The organism is Leifsonia sp. P73 (genome assembly GCF_051059105.1).
Taxonomy (GTDB): Bacteria; Actinomycetota; Actinomycetes; order Actinomycetales; family Microbacteriaceae; genus Leifsonia.
Genome location: NZ_CP194931.1, coordinates 1,229,524 through 1,248,020, shown reverse-complemented (window position 1 = coordinate 1,248,020; position 18,497 = coordinate 1,229,524). Strand labels below are relative to the sequence as shown.

The following is an 18,497-nucleotide window of genomic DNA, read 5'->3' as shown; positions in this document are numbered from 1 at the left end:
GGTGTCGGTGTGTGGCGACTGGATAGGAAGAGCGAGGACGACGACGACATGACGTCCGACGTGCTGGAAGGCGACGCCCTGCGCCCGGCCGCCAACACCACCTCTCCGCACACGCTCAGCCTCGGGGAGGCCGGTCTCGTGGCCGGCAACATCGCCGAGCCGGTGTGGGCGCGCTGGCGCGAGGAGATCGCGGCGATCGGCGGCGAATCCCCGCTGCTGCACTTCGAGGACAGCCCGCGCACGCGCATCGAGCTCAGCACCACGCATCCGGGCGGCCTCCCGCAGTTCATCACCGGCCAGAGCACGCTGCTCTCCAGCCTGATCCGCGACGAGCTCGCGCTGCGCACGGCGCGGGCGGCGGCCAACGCGATCACGGCGAAGGGGATCGAGCTGCGCTCGGTGCGCGGCATCGAATCCGTACATCTGGCGATCGGGCTCGCCCAGTGGCGGCACGGCACCGACGAGTTCATGGCGCCGATCCTGCTGCGCCCGATGGCGATCCGCCGCTACGGCCGGGACTTCGAGCTGAAGCTCAAGGGCCAGCCGTTCCTCAATCCCGAGCTGTCGCGTGCGCTGGCCGAGCAGTTCCAGATCACTCTCGACGCGAGCGCGTTCGTGGCGCTCGCCCTGGACAACGGCGCCTTCAAGCCGCAGCCGGTGATCGACCGCCTGCGCGGGCTCACCTCCCACCTGCCCTGGTTCAACGTCCAGCCCCGTCTGGTCGTGTCGTCATTCGTGGACGTCGCTCCCGCGCTGCGTGCGGAGGCCGACGACCTGGACACCACGATCCTCGACGCGCTGGCCGGCAACCCGACCGCGCGCACCACGATCGAGAGCGCCTTCAGCCCCGCCCAGCCCGTCCGCCAGGACGAGCGTCCGCCGGCCACCGACTCCCTCCTGCTCGACGCCGACGAGGCGCAGGAGAACGTCGTCGCCCAGATCGCCGCGGGCAACTCCCTCGTCGTGAAGACCCTCCCCGGCACGGGCGGCACTCAGACGGTCGTCAACGCCGTCGGCGCGCTGGTCGCGCAGCACAAGCGCGTCCTGGTCGTCGGCCCCCGGCGCTCCAGCCTGGAGGACATCGCGCAGCGGTTTGCGAAGGTCGGCCTGCCCGGCGTCGCTGTCACCCCGCGGAGCCTGCGTCGCGACCTGATCCAGGCGATCGGCCGCAACGAGAAGGCCGAGCAGCCGCGCGTCACCGACGTGGACGACGCGCTCGTCCGCCTCCGCAAGGTGCTGCTGGACTACCGCGCGGCGCTCGCCCGGCGCGACCCCGTCCTGCACGTCTCGGTGCTCGACGCGCTGCGCGAGCTGTCCCGGCTCGCGCTGCTGCCGGCGCCGCCGTCGACGACCGCTCGCCTCAGCAGGGCCTCCATCGAGGCGCTCGCCTCCGGGCGCGACGGAGCGGCGGACGCGCTGATCCGCGCCGCCCGCCTCGGCGAGTTCCGCTACGGCCCCAACGACTCGCCCTGGTACGGCGCCTCCTTCGGCACCACCGAGGAGGGCAAGTCGGCCCACGACCTCGCCAAGAAGCTCAGCCGCGCCGAGCTGCCACGCCTCCTGGACCGCGCCAAGGCACTGATCGGGCAGACGCGGATGCGGCCGTTCGAGTCGATCGCCGAGCTCGGCGTCTACCTGCGGCTGCTGCTCGACGTGCGGGAGACGCTCGACCGCTTCACGCCGGCCGTATTCGACCGCTCGATCGCCGAGCTGATCGCCGCCACCTCCTCGCGCCGCGAGTCGCCCGCGATGTCGGGCGCGAACCGCCGCCGGCTCCGCAAGCTCGCCCTGGAGTACGTGCGCCCCGGCGTGCACGTCACCGACCTCAACGAGGCGCTGCGGCGCATCCAGCAGCAGCGCATCCTCTGGAACCGGTTCGCCGTCGCCGGCGTCGTGCCCGAGGTGCCCGTCGGCATCGCGGACGTGCAGGTCGCCTACCAGCGCGTCGCGGAGGACCTCGCCCGGCTCGACATCCCGCTGCGCCGGGTCGGGACACCGCAGTCGCTCGCGGCCCTCCCGGTCGAGGAGCTGACCCGCCAGGTCGCGGGCCTCGCCGCCGAGTCCGAAGTGCTCGCCAACCTGCAGGAGCGCACCGCGCTGCTCGGGCAGCTCCGCGAGCGCGGGCTGGACCCGCTGCTGTCCGACCTGTCCGTGCGCCACGTGCCGGAGTCGCAGGTGAGCGCCGAGCTGGAGCTGGCCTGGTGGCAGTCGGTGCTGGAGGCGCTGCTGGCCTCCGACCGCGCCCTCCTCAGCGGCAACACCAGCGTGCTGGACCGGCTGGAGGCCGACTTCCGCCTGGTGGACGAGGCGCACGCCTCCGCCACCGGCAAGCAGCTCGCCTGGATGCTCGCCGAGACCTGGAAGATCGGCATCGTGGACTGGCCGGAGGAGGCCAAGGCCCTCAAGAAGCTGCTCACCACGACCGCCCCCACCGCCGCGACGCTCAACGCCGCGGCCCCGCACCTCGCCCGCCCGCTCGCGCCGGTCTGGCTCGTCTCGCCCTACGAGGTCCCGAGCATCGACGCGGAGGTCGCGTTCGACACCGTCGTGCTCATCGACGCCGGCGCCTCCAGCCTCGCCGAGAACATCCCGGCGCTGCGCCGCGCCCGTCAGGTCGTCGCGTTCGGTGACCCGGTGACGCAGACCCCGTCCCGCTTCGACGTCGGCGTTCACGAGTACGGCACGACGGTGGAGACCGCGGACGTGGACTCCCTGCACGCCGACTCCGCCCTCTCCCGGCTCTCCGAGCTGCTGCCCGTCTTCACGCTGGCCCGCAGCTACCGCGCCGGCGGCGAGGACCTGGCCGAACTGGTCAACCGCCGCTTCTACGGCGGCAACATCGACTCCCTCCCGTGGGCCGGCACCTACCTCGGTCACGGCAGCCTCGCCCTCCACTACGTCACCGGCGGCCAGGGCATGCCCGACACCGACACCGGCGCGGTGGAGAGCACCGACGCCGAGGTGGCGAAGGTCGTCGAGCTCGTGCTGCGGCACGCGACCGACCGGCCGCGCGAGTCCCTCATGGTCATCACGGCGAGCGAGCGCCACGCGGTGCGCGTCAACCAGGCCGTGCTGTCCGCGTTCGCCAAGCGGACCGAGCTGGCCGACTTCATCCTGGGCGACCGGCCGGAGCCGTTCTCGGTCGTCACGCTGGAGCAGTCCGTCGGCCAGAGCCGCGACCGCGTGGTGTTCTCCATCGGCTACGGCCGCACCCCGCACGGCCGCCTGCTCTCCAACTTCGGCGCGCTCGCCGAGCCGGGCGGCGACCGCCTGCTCGCGGTGGGCATGACCCGTGCCCGCCGCGGCATGGACATCGTCTCGTGCTTCCGCCCCGACGACATCGACGAGTCCCGGATGCGCCACGGCATCGCGGCGCTCGCGCAGGTGCTGGGGGAGGCCGACCAGCTCCAGGCCGCCGCGCCCGAGTATCTGAGCCCGGACGCCGACCCGATGGTGGTCGACCTCGCCAAGCGCCTGGCCCGACGCGGCCTGGACGTGCAGATCGGCTACCGGGGCAAGCTCACGCTGGTGGCCTCCAACGCCGGTCGCGCCGTCGTGGTCGAGACCGACGACGACGTGAACCGCGGCAGTCTCCGCGAGTCGCTGCGCCTGCGCCCGGACGTGCTCCGCCGCTTGGGCTGGCACTACCTCCGGGTGCACAGCTTCGAGCTGTTCGCCGACCCGGACACGGTCGCGTCCCGCATCGCGCGGCTCATCGGGGCCGCCGACGAGGCGAGCACGGAAACCGCCCCCATCACTCTCCCGCAGCTCTAACGCGTCGACATTCGTGCCGAATGTCGACTCTGGCGCCGTCATTCGCGACATTCGTGCCGAATCGGGCGGGGTCGCACCCTGGTAGCATCGAGGTATGACCGTGAAGCTGAGTGTGAGTCTTTCCGACGAGGATCTGGTCTACCTGGACAAGATCGCGGCGGACGTCAAAGGCAATCGATCTGCGGCCATCCACAAGCTCCTGCGAATCCAGCGCGAGCTCGACGCAGAAGGCGCCTACGCCCAGGCGTTCGATGAGTGGGAGGCTTCCGGAGACCAGGCGCTGTGGGATCAGACTGCTGGCGATGGGCTGTCCGAGTGAGGCGCGGGGACGTTCTCGAGGTCCTGCTCGACCCGGTCGTCGAGGGCGAGGCGGGTAAACGACGCCCGTGCGTCGTCGTCAGCTCGGCCGGGATGAACGCGGCCGTGACGAAACGGTCGCGTGGCGTGATCACCTTCGTGCCGCTGACGTCCAATGTCGATGTCGTGCACCCCGATTTCCAGGTCGAGGTCACCCACAATGAAGACCTAGCTCAGATGGGACTGCGCATCCCCTCCAAGGTGCAGGTCGAGCAGGTCCGGGCGGTCGGCTTCTCGCGGATCGGTCGGCCGCTCGGCACCACGCCCGCGTGGATCATGCATCAGGTCGACGAAGCTCTGAGGTTTCACCTCTCCCTCTGACCGCGGTTAGCCTGGGATGGTGAACGACAAGCCCGACCCGGAACGCCCCGCGCGCCGCTCCCGCCGCGTGCAGCGCGCCGGCGCGCCGGGCGCCGACCCCACGCCGCACGTCCCGGAGCGCGACCGCGAGGAGGGCTCCTGGTCGCCCAACGACGAGCAGCTGCGGCGGGACGTCCCGCCGCACTACTGAGCGCGCGCCTTACGGCAGCGGGTCGGCGTGCTTGCCCGCGTTCGCCGTCGGGGGCGCCTGCTGCGCCTTCAGGAGGTCGCGGATCTCCGTGAGCAGGTCGAGGTCGGTGACCGGGGCGTCCGGCTCCACGACGCCCTTCTTGCGGAGGCGGTCCGCGCGCTCCTTGATCTTGTTGATCGGGAAGACGAAGACGAAGTAGACCACGACCGCGACGATCAGGAAGTTGATGAGCGCGCCGAGGATCGCCCCGAACTTGATGCTCGAACCGTTGATGGTGACCACCATCGCGTGACTGAGGTCGCTCTGCTTGAAGAACGCGCTGATCACCGGGTTGATCAGGTTCGTCACGATCGCCGTGACGACCGCGGTGAACGCGGCGCCGATGACGACCGCGACCGCCAGGTCGAGCACGTTCCCACGGAGGATGAACTCTCTGAAGCCTTTGAGCATGACCGGTCCTTTCGCCAGGTGGATGGAACTGGTGGTGCTGTGCGCCCGGGAGGGCGCGGGATCAGGCTGCGGAGCCCGACGACGCCGACGAGCCGGAGCCCGACGAGCCGGAAGAGGAGGAGGACGAGCCGGAGGAGGACGAGCCCGACGACGACGACGAACCCGAGCCCGAAGACGACCCCGACGACCCCGACGACGCCCCTCCCGTCTTCGCCCCGCCGCGCGAGTCGGTCCGGTAGAACCCGGACCCGTTGAACGTCACGCCGACCGCCCCGAACACCTTGCGCAGCGTGCCGCCGCAGTTCGGGCAGACCGTGAGCGCGTCGTCGGTGAACGCCTGGTGGATGTCGAAGGCGTGGCCGCAGTCGCGGCACGAGTAGGAGTAGGTCGGCATGGTCTTCCGTGTGGCTCGGTGGGTCAGGTGAACTGGACGATGCGGGTGGGGGTGACCGCGCCGTCGACCGGCTGATCGTGCCGCTCGCGCGGGACCTCGTCCACGAGCTCGCCGTCGAACACGACGGCGTACACCGAGGGACATTTTTCCATGCTGCCGAGCGTCTTGTCGAAATAGCCGCGGCCCCAGCCCATGCGCATCCCGGTGGCGTCGACGGCCGCGGCCGGCACGAGGATGAGGTCGACGTCGTTGATCGCGATCGGCCCGAGCAGCTCGCCGACGGCCTCCGGCATCCCGAACAGCCCCTCGGTCTCGGTCTCGCCGTCGCCGGTGGTCCAGTCGAGGAGGCCGTCCTCGCGGGAGACCGGGAGCAGCACCCGCAGCCCCTGGGCGACGGCCCAGTTGACGAACGGGCGGGTGTCCGGCTCGATCGTCGTCGACAGGTAGCAGGCCACGGAACGGGCGGAGAGGTCCGTCGTCAGGTCGACCAAGTTCCGGGTGATTCCGGCGGCGGCGGCCTGCCGCTCGGTGCTCGTGAGGTTCTGCCGGCGTTCACGCAGCTCGGCGCGCAGGGCGCGCTTGCGATGGGCTGCTGTGTCGGTCTCCATAGCGCAATCCTAGAAGATCCGCCCGGGACCACGGTCGAAATGCGGATACTGTGGGCGCTATGGCTACTCACGTGACGAAAGCAGTGATCCCCGCAGCAGGCCTCGGCACCCGGTTCCTCCCGGCCACGAAGGCCATGCCGAAAGAGATGCTGCCGGTCGTCGACAAGCCGGCCATCCAGTACGTGGTCGAGGAGGCCGTCGCGGCGGGCCTCCACGACGTGCTCATGGTGACGGGGCGCAACAAGAACGCGCTCGAGAACCACTTCGACCGCAACGCCGAGCTGGAGGACACGCTCGAGCGGAAGGGCGACACCGACCGGCTCGAGAAGGTGCACTACTCGACCTCGCTCGCCGACCTCCACTACGTGCGCCAGGGCGACCCGAAGGGGCTCGGCCACGCCGTGCTGCGCGCCAAGATGCACGTCGGCCGCGAGCCGTTCGCCGTGCTGCTCGGCGACGACATCATCGATGCGCGCGATGACCTCCTGAACCACATGCTCGACGTCCAGCGCAAGTACAACGCCACCGTCGTCGCGCTGATGGAGGTGCCGAGGGAGTCCATCCACCTGTACGGCGCCGCCGCGATCGAGGAGACCGGCGACGACGACGTGGTGCGCATCACCGGCCTGGTCGAGAAGCCGGACGCCGACAAGGCGCCCTCCAACTACGCGATCATCGGCCGCTACGTGCTGCGCCCGGAGGTCTTCGACGTGCTGGAGCGCACCCAGCCGGGCCGCGGCGGCGAGATCCAGCTCACCGACGCCCTGGAGGCCATGGCCCAGGCGCCGGACTGGACGGGCGGCGTCTACGGCGTCGTCTTCCGCGGACGCCGCTACGACACCGGCGACCGCCTCGACTACATCAAGGCGATCGTGCAGCTGGCGGTCGACCGCGAGGACCTCGGCCCGGAGCTCCGGCCGTGGCTGAAGGCGTTCGCCGACGGCCTCCACGACGAGCCCCGCGAGATCCTGGACGAGATGCCGATCGACGCGGCTGACGCGTCGGAGGGCGTTAACCGCTAGCGTTCTACCTGCGGCGAACGGTTGCCGCAGAAGGAGGACGCCGTGGCGTTCGTCATCCCCACGCTGAGCGAGGGACGCATCGGACTGCGACCGATCCGCCTGAGGGACGCGCGCGCCCTGGAGCGCTCGCTGCTCGACAACCGGTCCTGGCTGCGGCAGTGGGAGGCCACCAGCCCGTACGCTCCCGGCGCGTTCGACACGCGCGCCAGCATCCGCTCCCTGCTCGCGAACGCGCGGGCCGGGCACGGCCTCCCGTTCATCGTGGAGTACGACGGCCGGCTGGCCGGCCAGCTCAACGTGTCGTCGGTGACCTACGGCTCGCTCTCCAGTGCCACGATCGGCTACTGGATCGCGGAGGAGTTCGCCGGCCGCAACATCACGCCGACCGCCGTGGCGCTGGCGACCGACTACTGCTTCTACCAGCTCGGCCTGCACCGCATGGAGATCTGCATCCGCCCGGAGAACGCGCCGAGCCTGCGCGTGGTCGAGAAGCTCGGCTTCCGCTACGAGGGACTGCGGCGGCGCTACATCCACATCAACGGCGACTGGCGCGACCACTACTGCTTCGGCCTGGTGTCGGAGGAGCTGCCGCAGGGGTGCTGCGGCGCTGGATGGACGGCGAGGCGCCGGCGGAGGCCGCCGCGGTGACCGCGGAGGACCGTGCGGCTGCGGCCATCCCGTTGCCGGTGGCCCGGCGGCACTGAGCCTGCGTCGCTCGGTGCGTGCCGCACGCCGGTCGAACGCACGCTGAGAGTCCTCTCCATCGAAGACACACCCGGGCGCTGACCGGGGCGCTGCCCAGTGGACCCCTACCGTTAGAGCATGACTGGGGATGTGATGGGCGGAGGGGTCGTCGTCGCCATCGCGGCCGCCCTCTGGCTGGCCTACCTCGTCCCGGTGTGGCTGCGTCGCCGCGAGTACCTGGCGACCGAGCGAAACGCTGTGCGCCTGCAGCAGACGCTGCGCATCCTGGCCGAGACGAGTGAGCTTCCGGACGAGGTCCGCATGGAGGCGACCGCCAAGACGGTCGCGGAGCAGCAGCGGATCCTCCGCAGGGCGGAGGAGAGGCGTCTGGCGTCCGCGCGCGCGGAGGCCGCCGCCCACGCACGTCGCGAGCTGGCCGTCGCCGAGGAGCGACGGCAGGCCGCGGAGGAGGCGGAGCGCGCCGCCGCCGAGGCCATCGCGCTGGAGCGCGCGTCCCGCGCGGCAGCGGCCCAGCGGGCACGTGAGCTCGCGGCGCTGAACGCGCGCCCGGTGCTCTCGCCCCAGCGCCGTCGCCGGCTGCGCCGTTCCCGCGCCCTCTGCACCCTGCTACTGGTCGCCGGACTGGTCGGTGTCGCCTCCGGCGGAGCGCTGCTGCTCGCGACCGGCGCGTGGCTGCTGGCCGCCGCGTCCGCCACAGTCACGGTGGCCGCGCTCGGGATGCTGAGCCGGCTGTCCCGCACGGCGAAGGCCATGCCCGCGCCCGTCCCGTTCGTCCCGGCCGCGCCCGCGTCGCCGGCGCTGTACGACGACGCGACGCACGACCTCCCGGTGCAGGAGGCCCTGCGCCAGAGCTGGACGCCGCGGCCGCTCCCGAAGCCCCTGCACCTGTCGCCCGGGACCGTGGCCGCGGCCGCGATGGCGTCGGTGGACGCCGCCGCCGAGCTGCGTCGCATGGCCGCCCGCGCGGAGTTCGAGCGGAAGGCGACCGCCGTGGCCGAGGCCGCGCCCGCGGCACCTGCGCCCGTGCGGCTGCGCCCGGTCGAGGCCGTCCCGGTCGCTGTGGCCGCCGCACCTCGCCCGGCTCCCGTGCCGGTCGCGGAGGCCGCCCAGAGCGTGTACTCGAGCATGGGGATCGTCGGCTCGGTCGACGACGGCGCCCTCGACCTGGACGCCGTCCTCCGCCGCCGTCGGGCCGCCAGCTGAGCCCCGCTCGATTTCGAATCGGCACCGCGAGGGTGCTATTGTTTCTAAGCAATCCCCCGGGGCTATGGCGCAGTTGGTAGCGCGCTTCGTTCGCATCGAAGAGGTCAGGAGTTCGAATCTCCTTAGCTCCACCGGAAGGAGAAGGACCGCCAGGAATGGCGGTCCTTTTCGTTGGCGGCGGTGTTGTCTCAGACCACCAACATGATCGCCAGCACGAGCATCAGCACCGCGATCCCCGCGTCCAGCACGCGCCAGGCCACCGGCCGCGCGAACACCGGCGCCGCCACCCGTGCCCCGAAGCCCAGCAGCAGGAACCAGAGCAGGCTCGCCGTCGCCGCTCCCGCGCCGAACACCCAGCGGCCCGGGTCGCCGTGCGTCGCCGACAGCGACCCGAGGAGGAGCACCGTGTCGAGGTACACGTGCGGGTTCAGCCAGGTGATCGCCAGGCAGGTGCCGATCGCCGCGGCGAGCGTTCCGCCTCCCGAGGTCGCGGCCGTCAGCGTGCTCGGGCGGACGGCGCGCACGGCGGCGAACACCGCGTAGCCGACCAGGAACGCGAACCCGGCCCAGCGCACGACCTGCAGGGCGAGCGGGGCAGCCTTCACCAGCGTCCCGATCCCGGCGACGCCCGCCGCGATCAGCAGCGCGTCGCTCGCGACGCAGATCGCGACCACGGCGAGCACGTGCTCGCGGCGGAGGCCCTGCCGGAGGACGAACGCGTTCTGCGCGCCGATGGCGACGATGAGGGCGGCGGCCGAACCGAGGCCGGTGAGGTAGACGGAGAGCACCATTCGACGATAGGGAACTGCGCGCCATCAGTACAGCTTGATTTCCTTACGAACCATTAGCATTGCTGTCGATGGATGCCTCGACCGATCAACTCCGCACGCTGGCCGCGGTGATCGACCACGGCACCTTCGACCGCGCCGCAGCGGCCCTCCACATCACGCCCTCCGCGGTGAGCCAGCGGATCAAGTCGCTGGAGGAGCAGAGCGGACGGGTGCTCGTGCGGCGCAGCAAGCCCATTCAGGCCACGGAGGCCGGCGCCGTCCTGCTGCGCTTGTCCCGCCAGGTCGCGTTGCTGGAGGCGGAGGCGGCGGCCGAGCTGGAGGGCGGCGACGGTGCGGCGGCGACCCCGATCCCGCTGGTCGTCAACGCGGACTCCCTCGCGACGTGGGTGCTGCCCGGGCTCGCGACTGTGTCGGGCGCGCTGTTCGACATAGTGCTCGACGACCAGGAGCACACCATCGACCGCCTGCGCGACGGGACCGCCATGGCAGCGATCGGCTCCGACCCGGAGCCGGTGCAGGGGTGCACGGTCACCGCGCTGGGGGCGATGCGCTACCGCCCGCTCGCCAGCCCGGCGTTCGTGGAGCGCTGGTGCCCGGACGGCTGGACGGCGGAGCGGGCTGCGGTCGCGCCGATGCTGGTCTACAACCGCAAGGACGCCCTCCAGGACCGCTACGTGGCCGCGCTGGCGCCGGGCGCGCGTCCGCCGCGGCACTTCGTCCCGGCGTCCACGGAGTTCGTCGGCGCCGCGGTGCTCGGGCTGGGGTGGGGGATGGTGCCCGACCTGCAGGCCGACCCGCTCGTGGCCGACGGCCGGCTGGTGGTGCTGGACCCGGGAGGCGCGGTGGACGTGCCGCTGTACTGGCAGCAGTGGTCGCTGCACTCGGCGGCGCTCGACGCGGTCGCGGCGGCGATCACGCGCGCGGCGGCGGACGCACTCCGCCCCGCCCACGAGCCGAGGGGCACGTAAACGCCCCTAAGACGCGGTTTTAGGGGCGCTTACGTGCCCTTCGGCGGAGTCAGAGTGCGTCGGGCCGGAGGTCGAGGCGGCGGAGGAGCTGCGCGTTCAGCGCCACGACGATGGTCGACAGCGACATCAGGATCGCCCCGACCGACATCGGCAGCACGAACCCGATCGGCGCCAGGACGCCCGCCGCGAGCGGGACGGAGATCAGGTTGTAGCCAGCTGCCCACCACAGGTTCTGCGTCATCTTGCGGTAGCTCGCCTTCGACAGCCGGATCACCGACAGCACCGAGCGCGGGTCGTCGCTGGCCAGGATGACGCCGGCGGAGGCGATCGCGACGTCCGTGCCGGCGCCGATCGCGATGCCGACGTCCGCTCGCGCCAGCGCGGGTGCGTCGTTGACGCCGTCGCCGACCATCGCGACGGTACGGCCCTCGGCCTGGAGGCCGGCGACGGTCGACTCCTTGTCCTCGGGCCTGACGCCGGCGAACCACCGGTCGATGCCCAGCTCGCGGGCGACCGACGCGGCGACGGCCTCCGCATCGCCGGTGATCATGACGACCTGGATGTCCTGCTCCCTCAGCGCCGCCACGGCCTGCCGCGACTCCTCGCGGACCTCGTCGGCCAGGCGGAGAGCCCCGACCGTTCGCCCGTCGACCAGGACGTGCAGGATGATCGCGCCCTCCTCCCGCCAGGTCGCGGCGATCGGCCGCTCGGCGGCGCCGCGCAGCTCCAGGAGCGCGGGGCCGCCGACCTCCACCCGCTGGCCCTCCACCGTGGCCGCGACACCGACCGCTGGGGAGACGGTGAAGTCTCCGGCCGCGGGCGCAGCGAGGCCGCGAGCGGAGGCGGCGGACACGATCGCGCGGGCGAGCGGGTGCTCGGAGTCGGACTCCGCGGCGGCCGCGAGGGCGAGCACGCGGTCGTCGTCGCCGTCCGTGTCCACGCCCGTGACGGCAGGCTCGCCCTTGGTCAGCGTCCCGGTCTTGTCGAACAGGACCGTGTCGACCGTGCGCATGGTCTCCAGCGCCAGGCGGTCCTTCACGAGGACGCCGCCGCGGGCCGCGCGCTCGGTCGCGATCGAGACGACGAGCGGGATGGCGAGGCCGAGCGCGTGCGGGCAGGCGATCACGAGCACGGTGATGGCGCGGACGACCGCGTCGTCGGGGAGGCCGATCGCCGTCCACACCACGGCGGTGATCGCCGCGGAGCCGAGCGCGAACCAGAACAGCCAGCCCGCGGCGCGGTCGGCGATCCGCTGCGCGCGGGAGGACGAGTTCTGCGCGTCGGCGACGAGTCGCCGGATGCCCGCCAGCGCGGTGTCGTCGCCCACCGCGGTGACCCGCACGCGCAGCGCCGAGTCGGTCGCGACGGTCCCCGCGATGACGGGGTCGCCCTCGCCCCGCGAGACGGGACGCGACTCGCCGGTGATCATGGACTCGTCCACCTGCGCCGCACCGGACTCCACCCGCCCGTCGGCCGGGACGCGCCCTCCCGGGCGCACCAGCACGAGGTCGTCCACGGCGAGGTCGGCGGGGGAGACGACGACCGTGCCGTCGCCCGCCAGCTTCTCGGCCTCGTCGGGCAGCAGGGCGGCCAGCGAGTCGAGGGCGGAGGTGGTCTGGGCGAGCGAGCGCATCTCGATCCAGTGACCGAGCAGCATGATGACGATGAGGAGGGCGAGCTCCCACCAGAAGTCGAGCTGGTGGTCGAGGAGGCCGAGGGCCGCGCCCCACGACGCGACGAACGCGACGGTGATGGCGAGCGCGATGAGCAGCATCATCCCGGGCTGGCGCGCCCGCAGCTCGGAGACGGCGCCGGTCAGGAACGGGCGGCCGCCCCAGACGAACATGACGGTGCCGAGCACGGGGAGACCCACGCGACCCAGGCGGCGTCGGGGAGGGGTAGCCGAGGATCATGGCGAACATCGGCGAGAAGACGACGACCGGGACGGCGATGACGAGGTTGATCCAGAACAGGCGGCGGAAGGCGTCGACGTGGCCGGAGTGGTCGTGTGCGGAGTGGTCGTGGCCGGAGTGGTCGTGGTCGTGCGGCGCCGGAGACTGGCCCGCGTGCTCGGCGTGGTCGTGCATCGCCTGGGCGTGGTCCATGTGCTCGGCGTGTTCGTGCGAAGCCTGGGCGTGCCCGGTCTGCCCGTGCCCGGTGTGGTCGGTCTGGCTCACGATCTCCTCCGATCCTCGGTCCCGCCCTCGGAGCGGAATGTACGCAGCCGCAGGCTGTTGGTCACGACGAAGACGCTCGAGAACGCCATCGCGGCGCCCGCGATCATCGGGTTCAGCAGGCCGAACGCCGCCAGCGGCAGCGCCGCGAGGTTGTACGCGAACGCCCAGAACAGGTTGCCGCGGATGGTCGCCAGCGTACGCCGGGACAGCCGCACCGCGTCAGCGGCGGCGGTCAGGTCGCCGCGCACCAGCGTGAGGTCGGCGGCCTGGATGGCGGCGTCCGTCCCCGTCCCCATCGCCAGCCCGAGGTCGGCCGCCGCGAGCGGCGCCGCGTCGTTGACCCCGTCGCCGACCATCGCCACTCGCCGGCCCTCCGACTGCAGGCGCCGGACCACCGCCGCCTTCTCCGCAGGGAGGACGCCGGCGATCACCTCCGCGATCCCGACCTCGTGCGCGACCCGGCGCGCAACCGTCTCGTTGTCGCCGGTGAGCAGCACCGGCGTCAGGCCGAGCCGCGTCAGCCGGCGGACGGCCTCCGCGCTGTGCGGGGCAACGGCGTCCGCCAGCGTGAGCACGGCCTGGGCGCGGTCGCCCCAGCCCACGACGACGGCGGTCACGCCGGAGGCCTCCGCGTCGGCGACGGCCCGCTGGAGGGCGGGGGCGAGCGGCATCCCCGCCGCGGCCACGAACGACTCGCGTCCGACGACGACGCGCTCGCCGTCGACCGTTCCCGAGACGCCGAGGCCGCCGTCGCTGCGGAAGGCCGTCACCGGCGCGAGCGGTCCGGCGTCCCTGGCCGCGTCGGCGATCGCGCGTGCGATCGGGTGCTCGGACGCGTCCTCCACGGCGCCCGCGCGGCGCAGCGCCCCGCGGTCGCCGTCCTCGGCCACGACGTCCACCAGCGTCATCCGGCCCGTGGTCACCGTCCCGGTCTTGTCCAGCAGCACGGTGTCCACCCGCCGTGTCGCCTCCAGCACCTCCGGCCCCGTGATCAGGATGCCGAGCTGCGCCCCGCGTCCGGTGCCGACCAGCAGCGCGGTCGGGGTCGCGAGTCCGAGCGCGCAGGGGCACGCGATGATGAGCACCGCCACCGCCGCGGTGAAGGCCGCCTCCACGGGCGCGCCGAGCAGCAACCAGGCCACGAGGGTGATGAGCGCGATCCCGATCACCACCGGGACGAGGACGCCGCTGATCCGGTCGGCCAGGCGTTGCGCCGCGGCCTTGCCCGACTGGGCGTCCTCCACCAGGCGTGCGATCTGCGCGAGCTTCGTGTCGGCGCCGACCGTGGTCGCGCGCACGAGAAGGCGCCCGCCGGCGTTGACCGTCCCGCCCGCGACGCTGTCGCCGGGGCCGACCTCCACCGGGACCGACTCGCCGGTGAGCATCGACGCGTCGACCGCGCCGGAGCCGTCGGTCACGACGCCGTCCGCGGCGATCCGCTCGCCGGGGCGCACCACGAACACGTCGCCGACGACCAGGCGCTCGACCGGGATGCGCTCCTCGCGGGGCGCGTCAACGCCGTCGCCGTCGCGCAGCACCGACGCCTCCTTCGCGCCGGACTCCAGCAACGCCCGCAGCGCCGCCCCCGCCTGACGCTTGGAGCGCTTCTCCAGGTAGCGGCCGGCGAGCACGAAGACCGTGACGCCCGCGGCGACCTCCAGATAGAGGTCCGCGCCCGTCATGCCGGGCGCGCCCGCGCCGCCGAACAGCAGCGCGTACACCGACCACGCGAACGCCGCCGTGACGCCGAGCGACACCAGCGTGTCCATCGTGGCCGCGCCGTGCCGGAGGTTGACGGCGACGGCTCGGTGGAACGGCCAGGCGCCCCACACGACGACCGGCGTCGCCAGCGTGAGCGCGACCCACTGCCACGCCGGGAACTGGAGCGCCGGGATCATCGAGAGCAGCACGACAGGCAGGCCGAGGGCCGCGCTCACGATCAGCCGCCGGCGGAGCGAGGCGAGCTCGGGGTCGGCTCCACGCTCGTCGGGGCCCGCGGGAGGAGCCGGAACCGCCGCCGTGTACCCCGCGCTCTCCACCTGTGCGACCAGCACCGCGGTGTCGTACCCCGCGGGCGCGAACACGGTCGCCTTCTCGGTGGCGTAGTTGACGCTGGCCTCGACGCCGTCCAGCTTGTTGAGCTTCTTCTCGACCCGGGCCGCGCAGGAGGCGCACGTCATCCCGCCGATCAGCAGCTCCAGCCGCGGCTGGGCGTCCGCGGCGCCGGTCGCGGACATCAGGCGCGGACCGCGCTGTACCCGGCCTCCTCGACGGCGGCGAGCACGGCGGCGTCGTCGACGGGGAGACGGACTCGACGGTCAGCACGCCGGTCGCGGCGGAGACGCCGACGCCCGTCACCGCGGCGATCGAGGTCACCTCCTCGGTCACCGCGCGCTCGCAGTGCTCGCAGGTCATCCCGGTCACCTGGAACGTCGTGGTCGTCATGGCTCATCCTCCGCTTCACGTATACCCAGAGGGGGTATCTCAACGAGGACGACTTTATACCCAGGAGGGGTACTAGTCAAGGCGAGCGGGAGGACGGCCAGGGGTGTGAGAGCGCGACTAGATCGTCGCCAGCACCAGGTCCAGCGCGTCCACGAACCGGTCGGCGCTCTCGCGCGTGATGCACAGCGGCGGCTTGATCTTCAGCACGTTCTTGCCGTCGCCGGTGGGCTGCACGATTGCGCCCTCCCGCAGCATCCGCTCGCACACCAGCGCGGCCTCGGCGGTCGCCGGCTCCAGCGTCGCCCGGTCGCGCACCAGCTCGACGCCGAGGTAGAGCCCCATCCCGTGCACCGCGCCGACGAGGGGATGCCGCTCCCCGAGCGCGCGCAGTCGCGCCGCCAGGTGGTCGCCCACCTCGGCCGCGTTCTCCTGCAGCCGCTCGTCGCGCATCACGTCGAGCACCGTCAGACCCACGACCGAGCTGACCGGGCTGCCGCCGGCCGACGAGAAGAACGATCCCTCCGCCGCGAACGACTCGGCGATCTCCCGTCGCGTGATGACCGCGCCGAGCGGGTGCCCGTTGCCCATCGCCTTCGCCACCGTGATGACGTCGGGGACGACGCCCTGCTGCGCCGAGCCCCAGAAGTAGTGCCCGAGCCGGCCGTAGCCGACCTGCACCTCGTCCGCGACGCAGACGCCGCCGCGGGCGCGCACCCGCTCGTAGACGCCGGCGAGGTAGCCGTCGGGGAGCATGAGGCCGCCCGCGTTGCCGAACACCGGCTCCGCGATGAAGCCCGCGATGCCCGTCCCTGCTGCGTCGAGCGCGGCGAGCTGCTGGTCCAGCTCGGCCAGGTACTCCGGCCCGGAGGCGAGCCCGCGGTGGCGGCCGTGGAAGACGTTCGGCGACGCGATCAGCTCCACCCAGTCGGGCCGGGTCTCCAGCGCGCGCGGGTTGTCACCCAGCGACGACGACACGGCGTCGGCTCCGACCGTCCAGCCGTGGTACGCCTCCGTCACGGCGAGGATCGTCCGGCGGCCGGTGTGCACCTGCGCCAGCCGGAGGGCGAGGTCGACCGCCTCGCTGCCGCTGTTGACGAGGAAGACCGTGTCGAGCCCGTCCGGCGCGACCTCCGCCAGCCGCTCGGTGAACCGGGAGAGCTCCTCGTAGTGGAAGCGGGAGTTCGTGTTCAGCAGCGCCCACTGGTCGCGGACCGTGCGCACGAGCCGCGGGTGCGCGTGCCCGATCTGCGTCACGTTGTTGACCATGTCCAGGTAGCTCTGCGCGCGCGTGTCGAACAGGTGGTGCCGCCAGCCGCGCTCGATCAGCGGAGGCTCGGCGAAGTAGTGCTCCTGCACGCGCGCGAACGACGAGTCGCGGCGCGACAGCACGTCGGCCGGGTCGGAGGCTGCCGCGGCGAGGTCGACGCCGAACAGGTCGGAGGGGTCGGGGGAGACCGCGCGCCAGACCGCCGTCGGCAGAGCGGGCGTGACGAACGCGGGAGGCCGCCAGCCGGGCACGCGGCTGAGCTGCGCGCTCAGGCGCACGGCGCTGCCGATCACCTCGCCCCGGTCGACGGCGGTCGTGGTCAGCGGGCGGGACAGCCCGTCCAGCCAGAGGCCGATCGCGTCGCCTTGCAGCAGCCAGGCGCCCTCCACGAGCCGCAGTTCGCCGGCGAACGGCGCGTGCACGACGGTGCCGGCCGGCGCGTCGAGCGTGACGCCGAGCGCGATCGTCGGCGACGGCTCGGTGCGGTCGAGGCGCGCGCGGGTGAGCCGGGCTTCGGCGTAGCGGGTGAGCGCGTGGCCGTTCTCCCGGCAGAGCCGCCCCAGCACGGCGTCCTCGAAGCCCGCGCGCTGCCAGCGGCCCTCGTCCAGGTCGTGGCCGGTGACGGAGAGGTCGGCGAGGTGGGCGTCGGTGCTGTCGAGTGCGATGAGGCGGCCGAGAGCCGGCGCATCAGGCTGGCTGTCGCCCTGCGCCAGTCGGGCCCGGATCGCGGCCTCCACCTCCGCGAACGGCAGCCGCCGCGCCACATCGAACGCGACCCACTCGTGCGCGCGGTTCTCGTCGGCGTAGGCGTTGTCCCCGTCGAGGACGACCTGCTGCTCGCCGCTGACCACGAGGACGGCGCCCCGCAGCACGACGAGCGGCCAGAGCGCGGCGAGGTCGGCGTCGTCCAGCGGCGCCTCCGCGTGGAACGCCTCGATCACGTCCAGCACGGCCAGCGGGTCCTCCGGCTGGTGGTGGAGGGCGCTCGTCACGGTCGCCGCGAGCTCGGCGACCAGCCAGCCGTCCGCGACGTCGCCGAAGTCGATGACGCCGGGGCCGTCCGCGCCCAGCACGATGTTGTCGTCCGTCACGTCGCCGTGGATGGCCTGCACCCGCAGCCGCCGTCGCAGCGGCTCCAGCGCGGCGAGCGCGGCCTCCGCCGCTGCCACGACGGCCAGCCGCTTGGCCGGCTGGAGGACGTGGTCGGCGAGCAGCGCGACGACGTCGCCGCCGATCCGCGCGTCCCACTGGGTGGTGCGGGCGAGCCCGGCATGCCGCAGCCCGGCGAGTCCAGCCGCGATGCTCCCGGAGAGCCGGCCGAGGGTGCGCAGCTGCTCGGCGCTCAGGCGCTCGACGTCGGTCAGCGGCTCGCCGTCGAGGAAGCTCAGCACCCGCGCATGGAGGGTCCGCCCGCGCACCTCGACGGCGACGACCTCCTCGCCGTCGCGGGCGGCGAGCACGGCCGGGATCCGCGCCTCGGCTCCGGCCAGCAGCGCGAGCGCCGCGTTCTGGGCGTGCAGCTCCTCGACCGCGAAGACCGGGTTGGCGATCTTGAGCACGTAACGGTGCGTCCCGGTGTCGACGAGGAAGTTGCGGTCCTGGTTGCTGCCCAGCTCGGTGATCCGCCCGGTGAGCCCGAAGGCGTGCTCGGCGACGGTCGCGGCGTCGTCGGCGCCGACCTCCGGACGGGGCAGCGACGGCTGGGCCAGGAAGTCGGAATTGGGCACGGCTGCTCCTCGGCTGCGGGGGCTGGACGCGGCCAGTCTATTGAAGCCGCCGCACGGGTCGCACCCAGCGAACGCTCGGGCGCGGCATCGTAGCATCG

General features: G+C 72.8%; 13 protein-coding genes, 1 tRNA gene and 3 pseudogenes. 9 read left to right on the top strand and 8 right to left on the bottom strand.

The window, feature by feature from the left end:
* Positions 1-9: 9 nt before the first annotated feature.
* From ACQ86L_RS06285 to ACQ86L_RS06270, 4 genes are all read left to right on the top strand, one after another.
* Positions 10-3,774, top strand: coding sequence for an AAA family ATPase (locus tag ACQ86L_RS06285; protein ID WP_434318132.1), 3,765 nt, complete (start codon positions 10-12; stop codon positions 3,772-3,774).
* 94 nt (positions 3,775-3,868) lie between these two features.
* Positions 3,869-4,093: an antitoxin gene (locus ACQ86L_RS06280; RefSeq protein WP_434318131.1), complete on the top strand. Its 225-nt coding sequence runs from the start codon at positions 3,869-3,871 to the stop codon at positions 4,091-4,093.
* On the top strand, positions 4,090-4,452 hold the full coding sequence (locus ACQ86L_RS06275) for a type II toxin-antitoxin system PemK/MazF family toxin (RefSeq protein WP_434318130.1): 363 nt from the start codon (positions 4,090-4,092) through the stop codon (positions 4,450-4,452). Before ACQ86L_RS06280 ends, ACQ86L_RS06275 begins: the two co-directional genes overlap by 4 nt.
* Before the next feature lie 19 nt (positions 4,453-4,471).
* Positions 4,472-4,642 carry a hypothetical protein gene (locus ACQ86L_RS06270; RefSeq protein ID WP_434318129.1) on the top strand — a complete coding sequence of 57 codons (171 nt, stop codon included), beginning with the start codon at positions 4,472-4,474 and terminating at the stop codon, positions 4,640-4,642.
* Between the two features lie 9 nt (positions 4,643-4,651).
* Here the strand turns inward: ACQ86L_RS06270 and mscL are convergent, their stop codons facing one another.
* The 3 genes from mscL to ACQ86L_RS06255 all read right to left on the bottom strand — a co-directional run bounded on the left by mscL (position 4,652) and on the right by ACQ86L_RS06255 (position 6,094).
* Positions 4,652-5,092 carry a large conductance mechanosensitive channel protein MscL gene (gene mscL, locus ACQ86L_RS06265; RefSeq protein WP_434318128.1) on the bottom strand — a complete coding sequence of 147 codons (441 nt, stop codon included), beginning with the start codon at positions 5,090-5,092 and terminating at the stop codon, positions 4,652-4,654.
* 61 nt (positions 5,093-5,153) lie between these two features.
* Positions 5,154-5,486, bottom strand: coding sequence for an FmdB family zinc ribbon protein (locus ACQ86L_RS06260; RefSeq protein WP_434318127.1), 333 nt, complete (start codon positions 5,484-5,486; stop codon positions 5,154-5,156).
* A 23-nt stretch (positions 5,487-5,509) separates the two neighbouring features.
* The gene (locus ACQ86L_RS06255; protein ID WP_434318126.1) at positions 5,510-6,094 is read right to left on the bottom strand and encodes a 5-formyltetrahydrofolate cyclo-ligase; all 585 of its coding nucleotides are present in this window, start codon (positions 6,092-6,094) and stop codon (positions 5,510-5,512) included.
* A gap of 59 nt (positions 6,095-6,153) precedes the next feature.
* Here ACQ86L_RS06255 and galU point away from each other — a divergent pair, with 59 nt between their 5' ends.
* The 4 genes and pseudogenes from galU to ACQ86L_RS06235 all read left to right on the top strand — a co-directional run bounded on the left by galU (position 6,154) and on the right by ACQ86L_RS06235 (position 9,155).
* Positions 6,154-7,116 carry a UTP--glucose-1-phosphate uridylyltransferase GalU gene (gene galU, locus ACQ86L_RS06250; protein ID WP_434318125.1) on the top strand — a complete coding sequence of 321 codons (963 nt, stop codon included), beginning with the start codon at positions 6,154-6,156 and terminating at the stop codon, positions 7,114-7,116.
* A 42-nt stretch (positions 7,117-7,158) separates the two neighbouring features.
* A pseudogene (locus ACQ86L_RS06245) lies at positions 7,159-7,820 on the top strand (GNAT family N-acetyltransferase).
* 118 nt (positions 7,821-7,938) lie between these two features.
* A complete protein-coding gene (locus ACQ86L_RS06240) occupies positions 7,939-9,024 on the top strand; it encodes a hypothetical protein (RefSeq protein ID WP_434318124.1) in 1,086 nt (361 codons plus the stop codon).
* Positions 9,025-9,082: 58 nt separating this feature from the next.
* Positions 9,083-9,155, top strand: a tRNA-Ala gene (locus ACQ86L_RS06235).
* Positions 9,156-9,212: 57 nt separating this feature from the next.
* Here ACQ86L_RS06235 and ACQ86L_RS06230 read toward each other — a convergent pair.
* Positions 9,213-9,815 (bottom strand): LysE/ArgO family amino acid transporter, encoded by a 603-nt coding sequence (locus ACQ86L_RS06230; RefSeq protein ID WP_434318123.1) that lies wholly within the window; start codon positions 9,813-9,815, stop codon positions 9,213-9,215.
* Between the two features lie 68 nt (positions 9,816-9,883).
* On the opposite strand from ACQ86L_RS06230, the gene ACQ86L_RS06225 reads away from it, so the two are divergent.
* Complete coding sequence (locus ACQ86L_RS06225; RefSeq protein WP_434318122.1) at positions 9,884-10,783, top strand: LysR family transcriptional regulator ArgP; 900 nt, start codon at positions 9,884-9,886, stop codon at positions 10,781-10,783.
* A gap of 49 nt (positions 10,784-10,832) precedes the next feature.
* Here the strand turns inward: ACQ86L_RS06225 and ACQ86L_RS06220 are convergent.
* The 4 genes and pseudogenes from ACQ86L_RS06220 to ACQ86L_RS06205 all read right to left on the bottom strand — a co-directional run bounded on the left by ACQ86L_RS06220 (position 10,833) and on the right by ACQ86L_RS06205 (position 18,399).
* A pseudogene (locus tag ACQ86L_RS06220) lies at positions 10,833-12,888 on the bottom strand (heavy metal translocating P-type ATPase).
* 68 nt (positions 12,889-12,956) lie between these two features.
* Entirely contained in the window at positions 12,957-15,197 is a 2,241-nt protein-coding gene (locus tag ACQ86L_RS06215) for a heavy metal translocating P-type ATPase (RefSeq protein ID WP_434318121.1), read from the bottom strand.
* Positions 15,197-15,405 (bottom strand): annotated as a pseudogene (locus ACQ86L_RS06210) (heavy-metal-associated domain-containing protein). The gene ACQ86L_RS06215 and the pseudogene ACQ86L_RS06210 overlap by 1 nt, the downstream one beginning before the upstream one ends.
* Before the next feature lie 117 nt (positions 15,406-15,522).
* Entirely contained in the window at positions 15,523-18,399 is a 2,877-nt protein-coding gene (locus ACQ86L_RS06205) for an aminotransferase (protein WP_434318120.1), read from the bottom strand.
* Between the last annotated feature and the right edge of the window lie 98 nt (positions 18,400-18,497).

Excerpts from the sequence above, each read along its gene's own strand:
- ACQ86L_RS06280 (WP_434318131.1), top strand. The coding sequence starts at position 3,869 with ATGACCGTGAAGCTGAGTGTGAGTCTTTCCGACGAGGATCTGGTCTAC.
- mscL (WP_434318128.1), bottom strand. The coding sequence starts at position 5,092 with ATGCTCAAAGGCTTCAGAGAGTTCATCCTCCGTGGGAACGTGCTCGAC.
- ACQ86L_RS06260 (WP_434318127.1), bottom strand. The coding sequence starts at position 5,486 with ATGCCGACCTACTCCTACTCGTGCCGCGACTGCGGCCACGCCTTCGAC.
- ACQ86L_RS06255 (WP_434318126.1), bottom strand. The coding sequence starts at position 6,094 with ATGGAGACCGACACAGCAGCCCATCGCAAGCGCGCCCTGCGCGCCGAG.
- galU (WP_434318125.1), top strand. The coding sequence starts at position 6,154 with ATGGCTACTCACGTGACGAAAGCAGTGATCCCCGCAGCAGGCCTCGGC.
- ACQ86L_RS06240 (WP_434318124.1), top strand. The coding sequence starts at position 7,939 with ATGACTGGGGATGTGATGGGCGGAGGGGTCGTCGTCGCCATCGCGGCC.
- ACQ86L_RS06230 (WP_434318123.1), bottom strand. The coding sequence starts at position 9,815 with ATGGTGCTCTCCGTCTACCTCACCGGCCTCGGTTCGGCCGCCGCCCTC.
- ACQ86L_RS06225 (WP_434318122.1), top strand. The coding sequence starts at position 9,884 with ATGGATGCCTCGACCGATCAACTCCGCACGCTGGCCGCGGTGATCGAC.
- ACQ86L_RS06215 (WP_434318121.1), bottom strand. The coding sequence starts at position 15,197 with ATGTCCGCGACCGGCGCCGCGGACGCCCAGCCGCGGCTGGAGCTGCTG.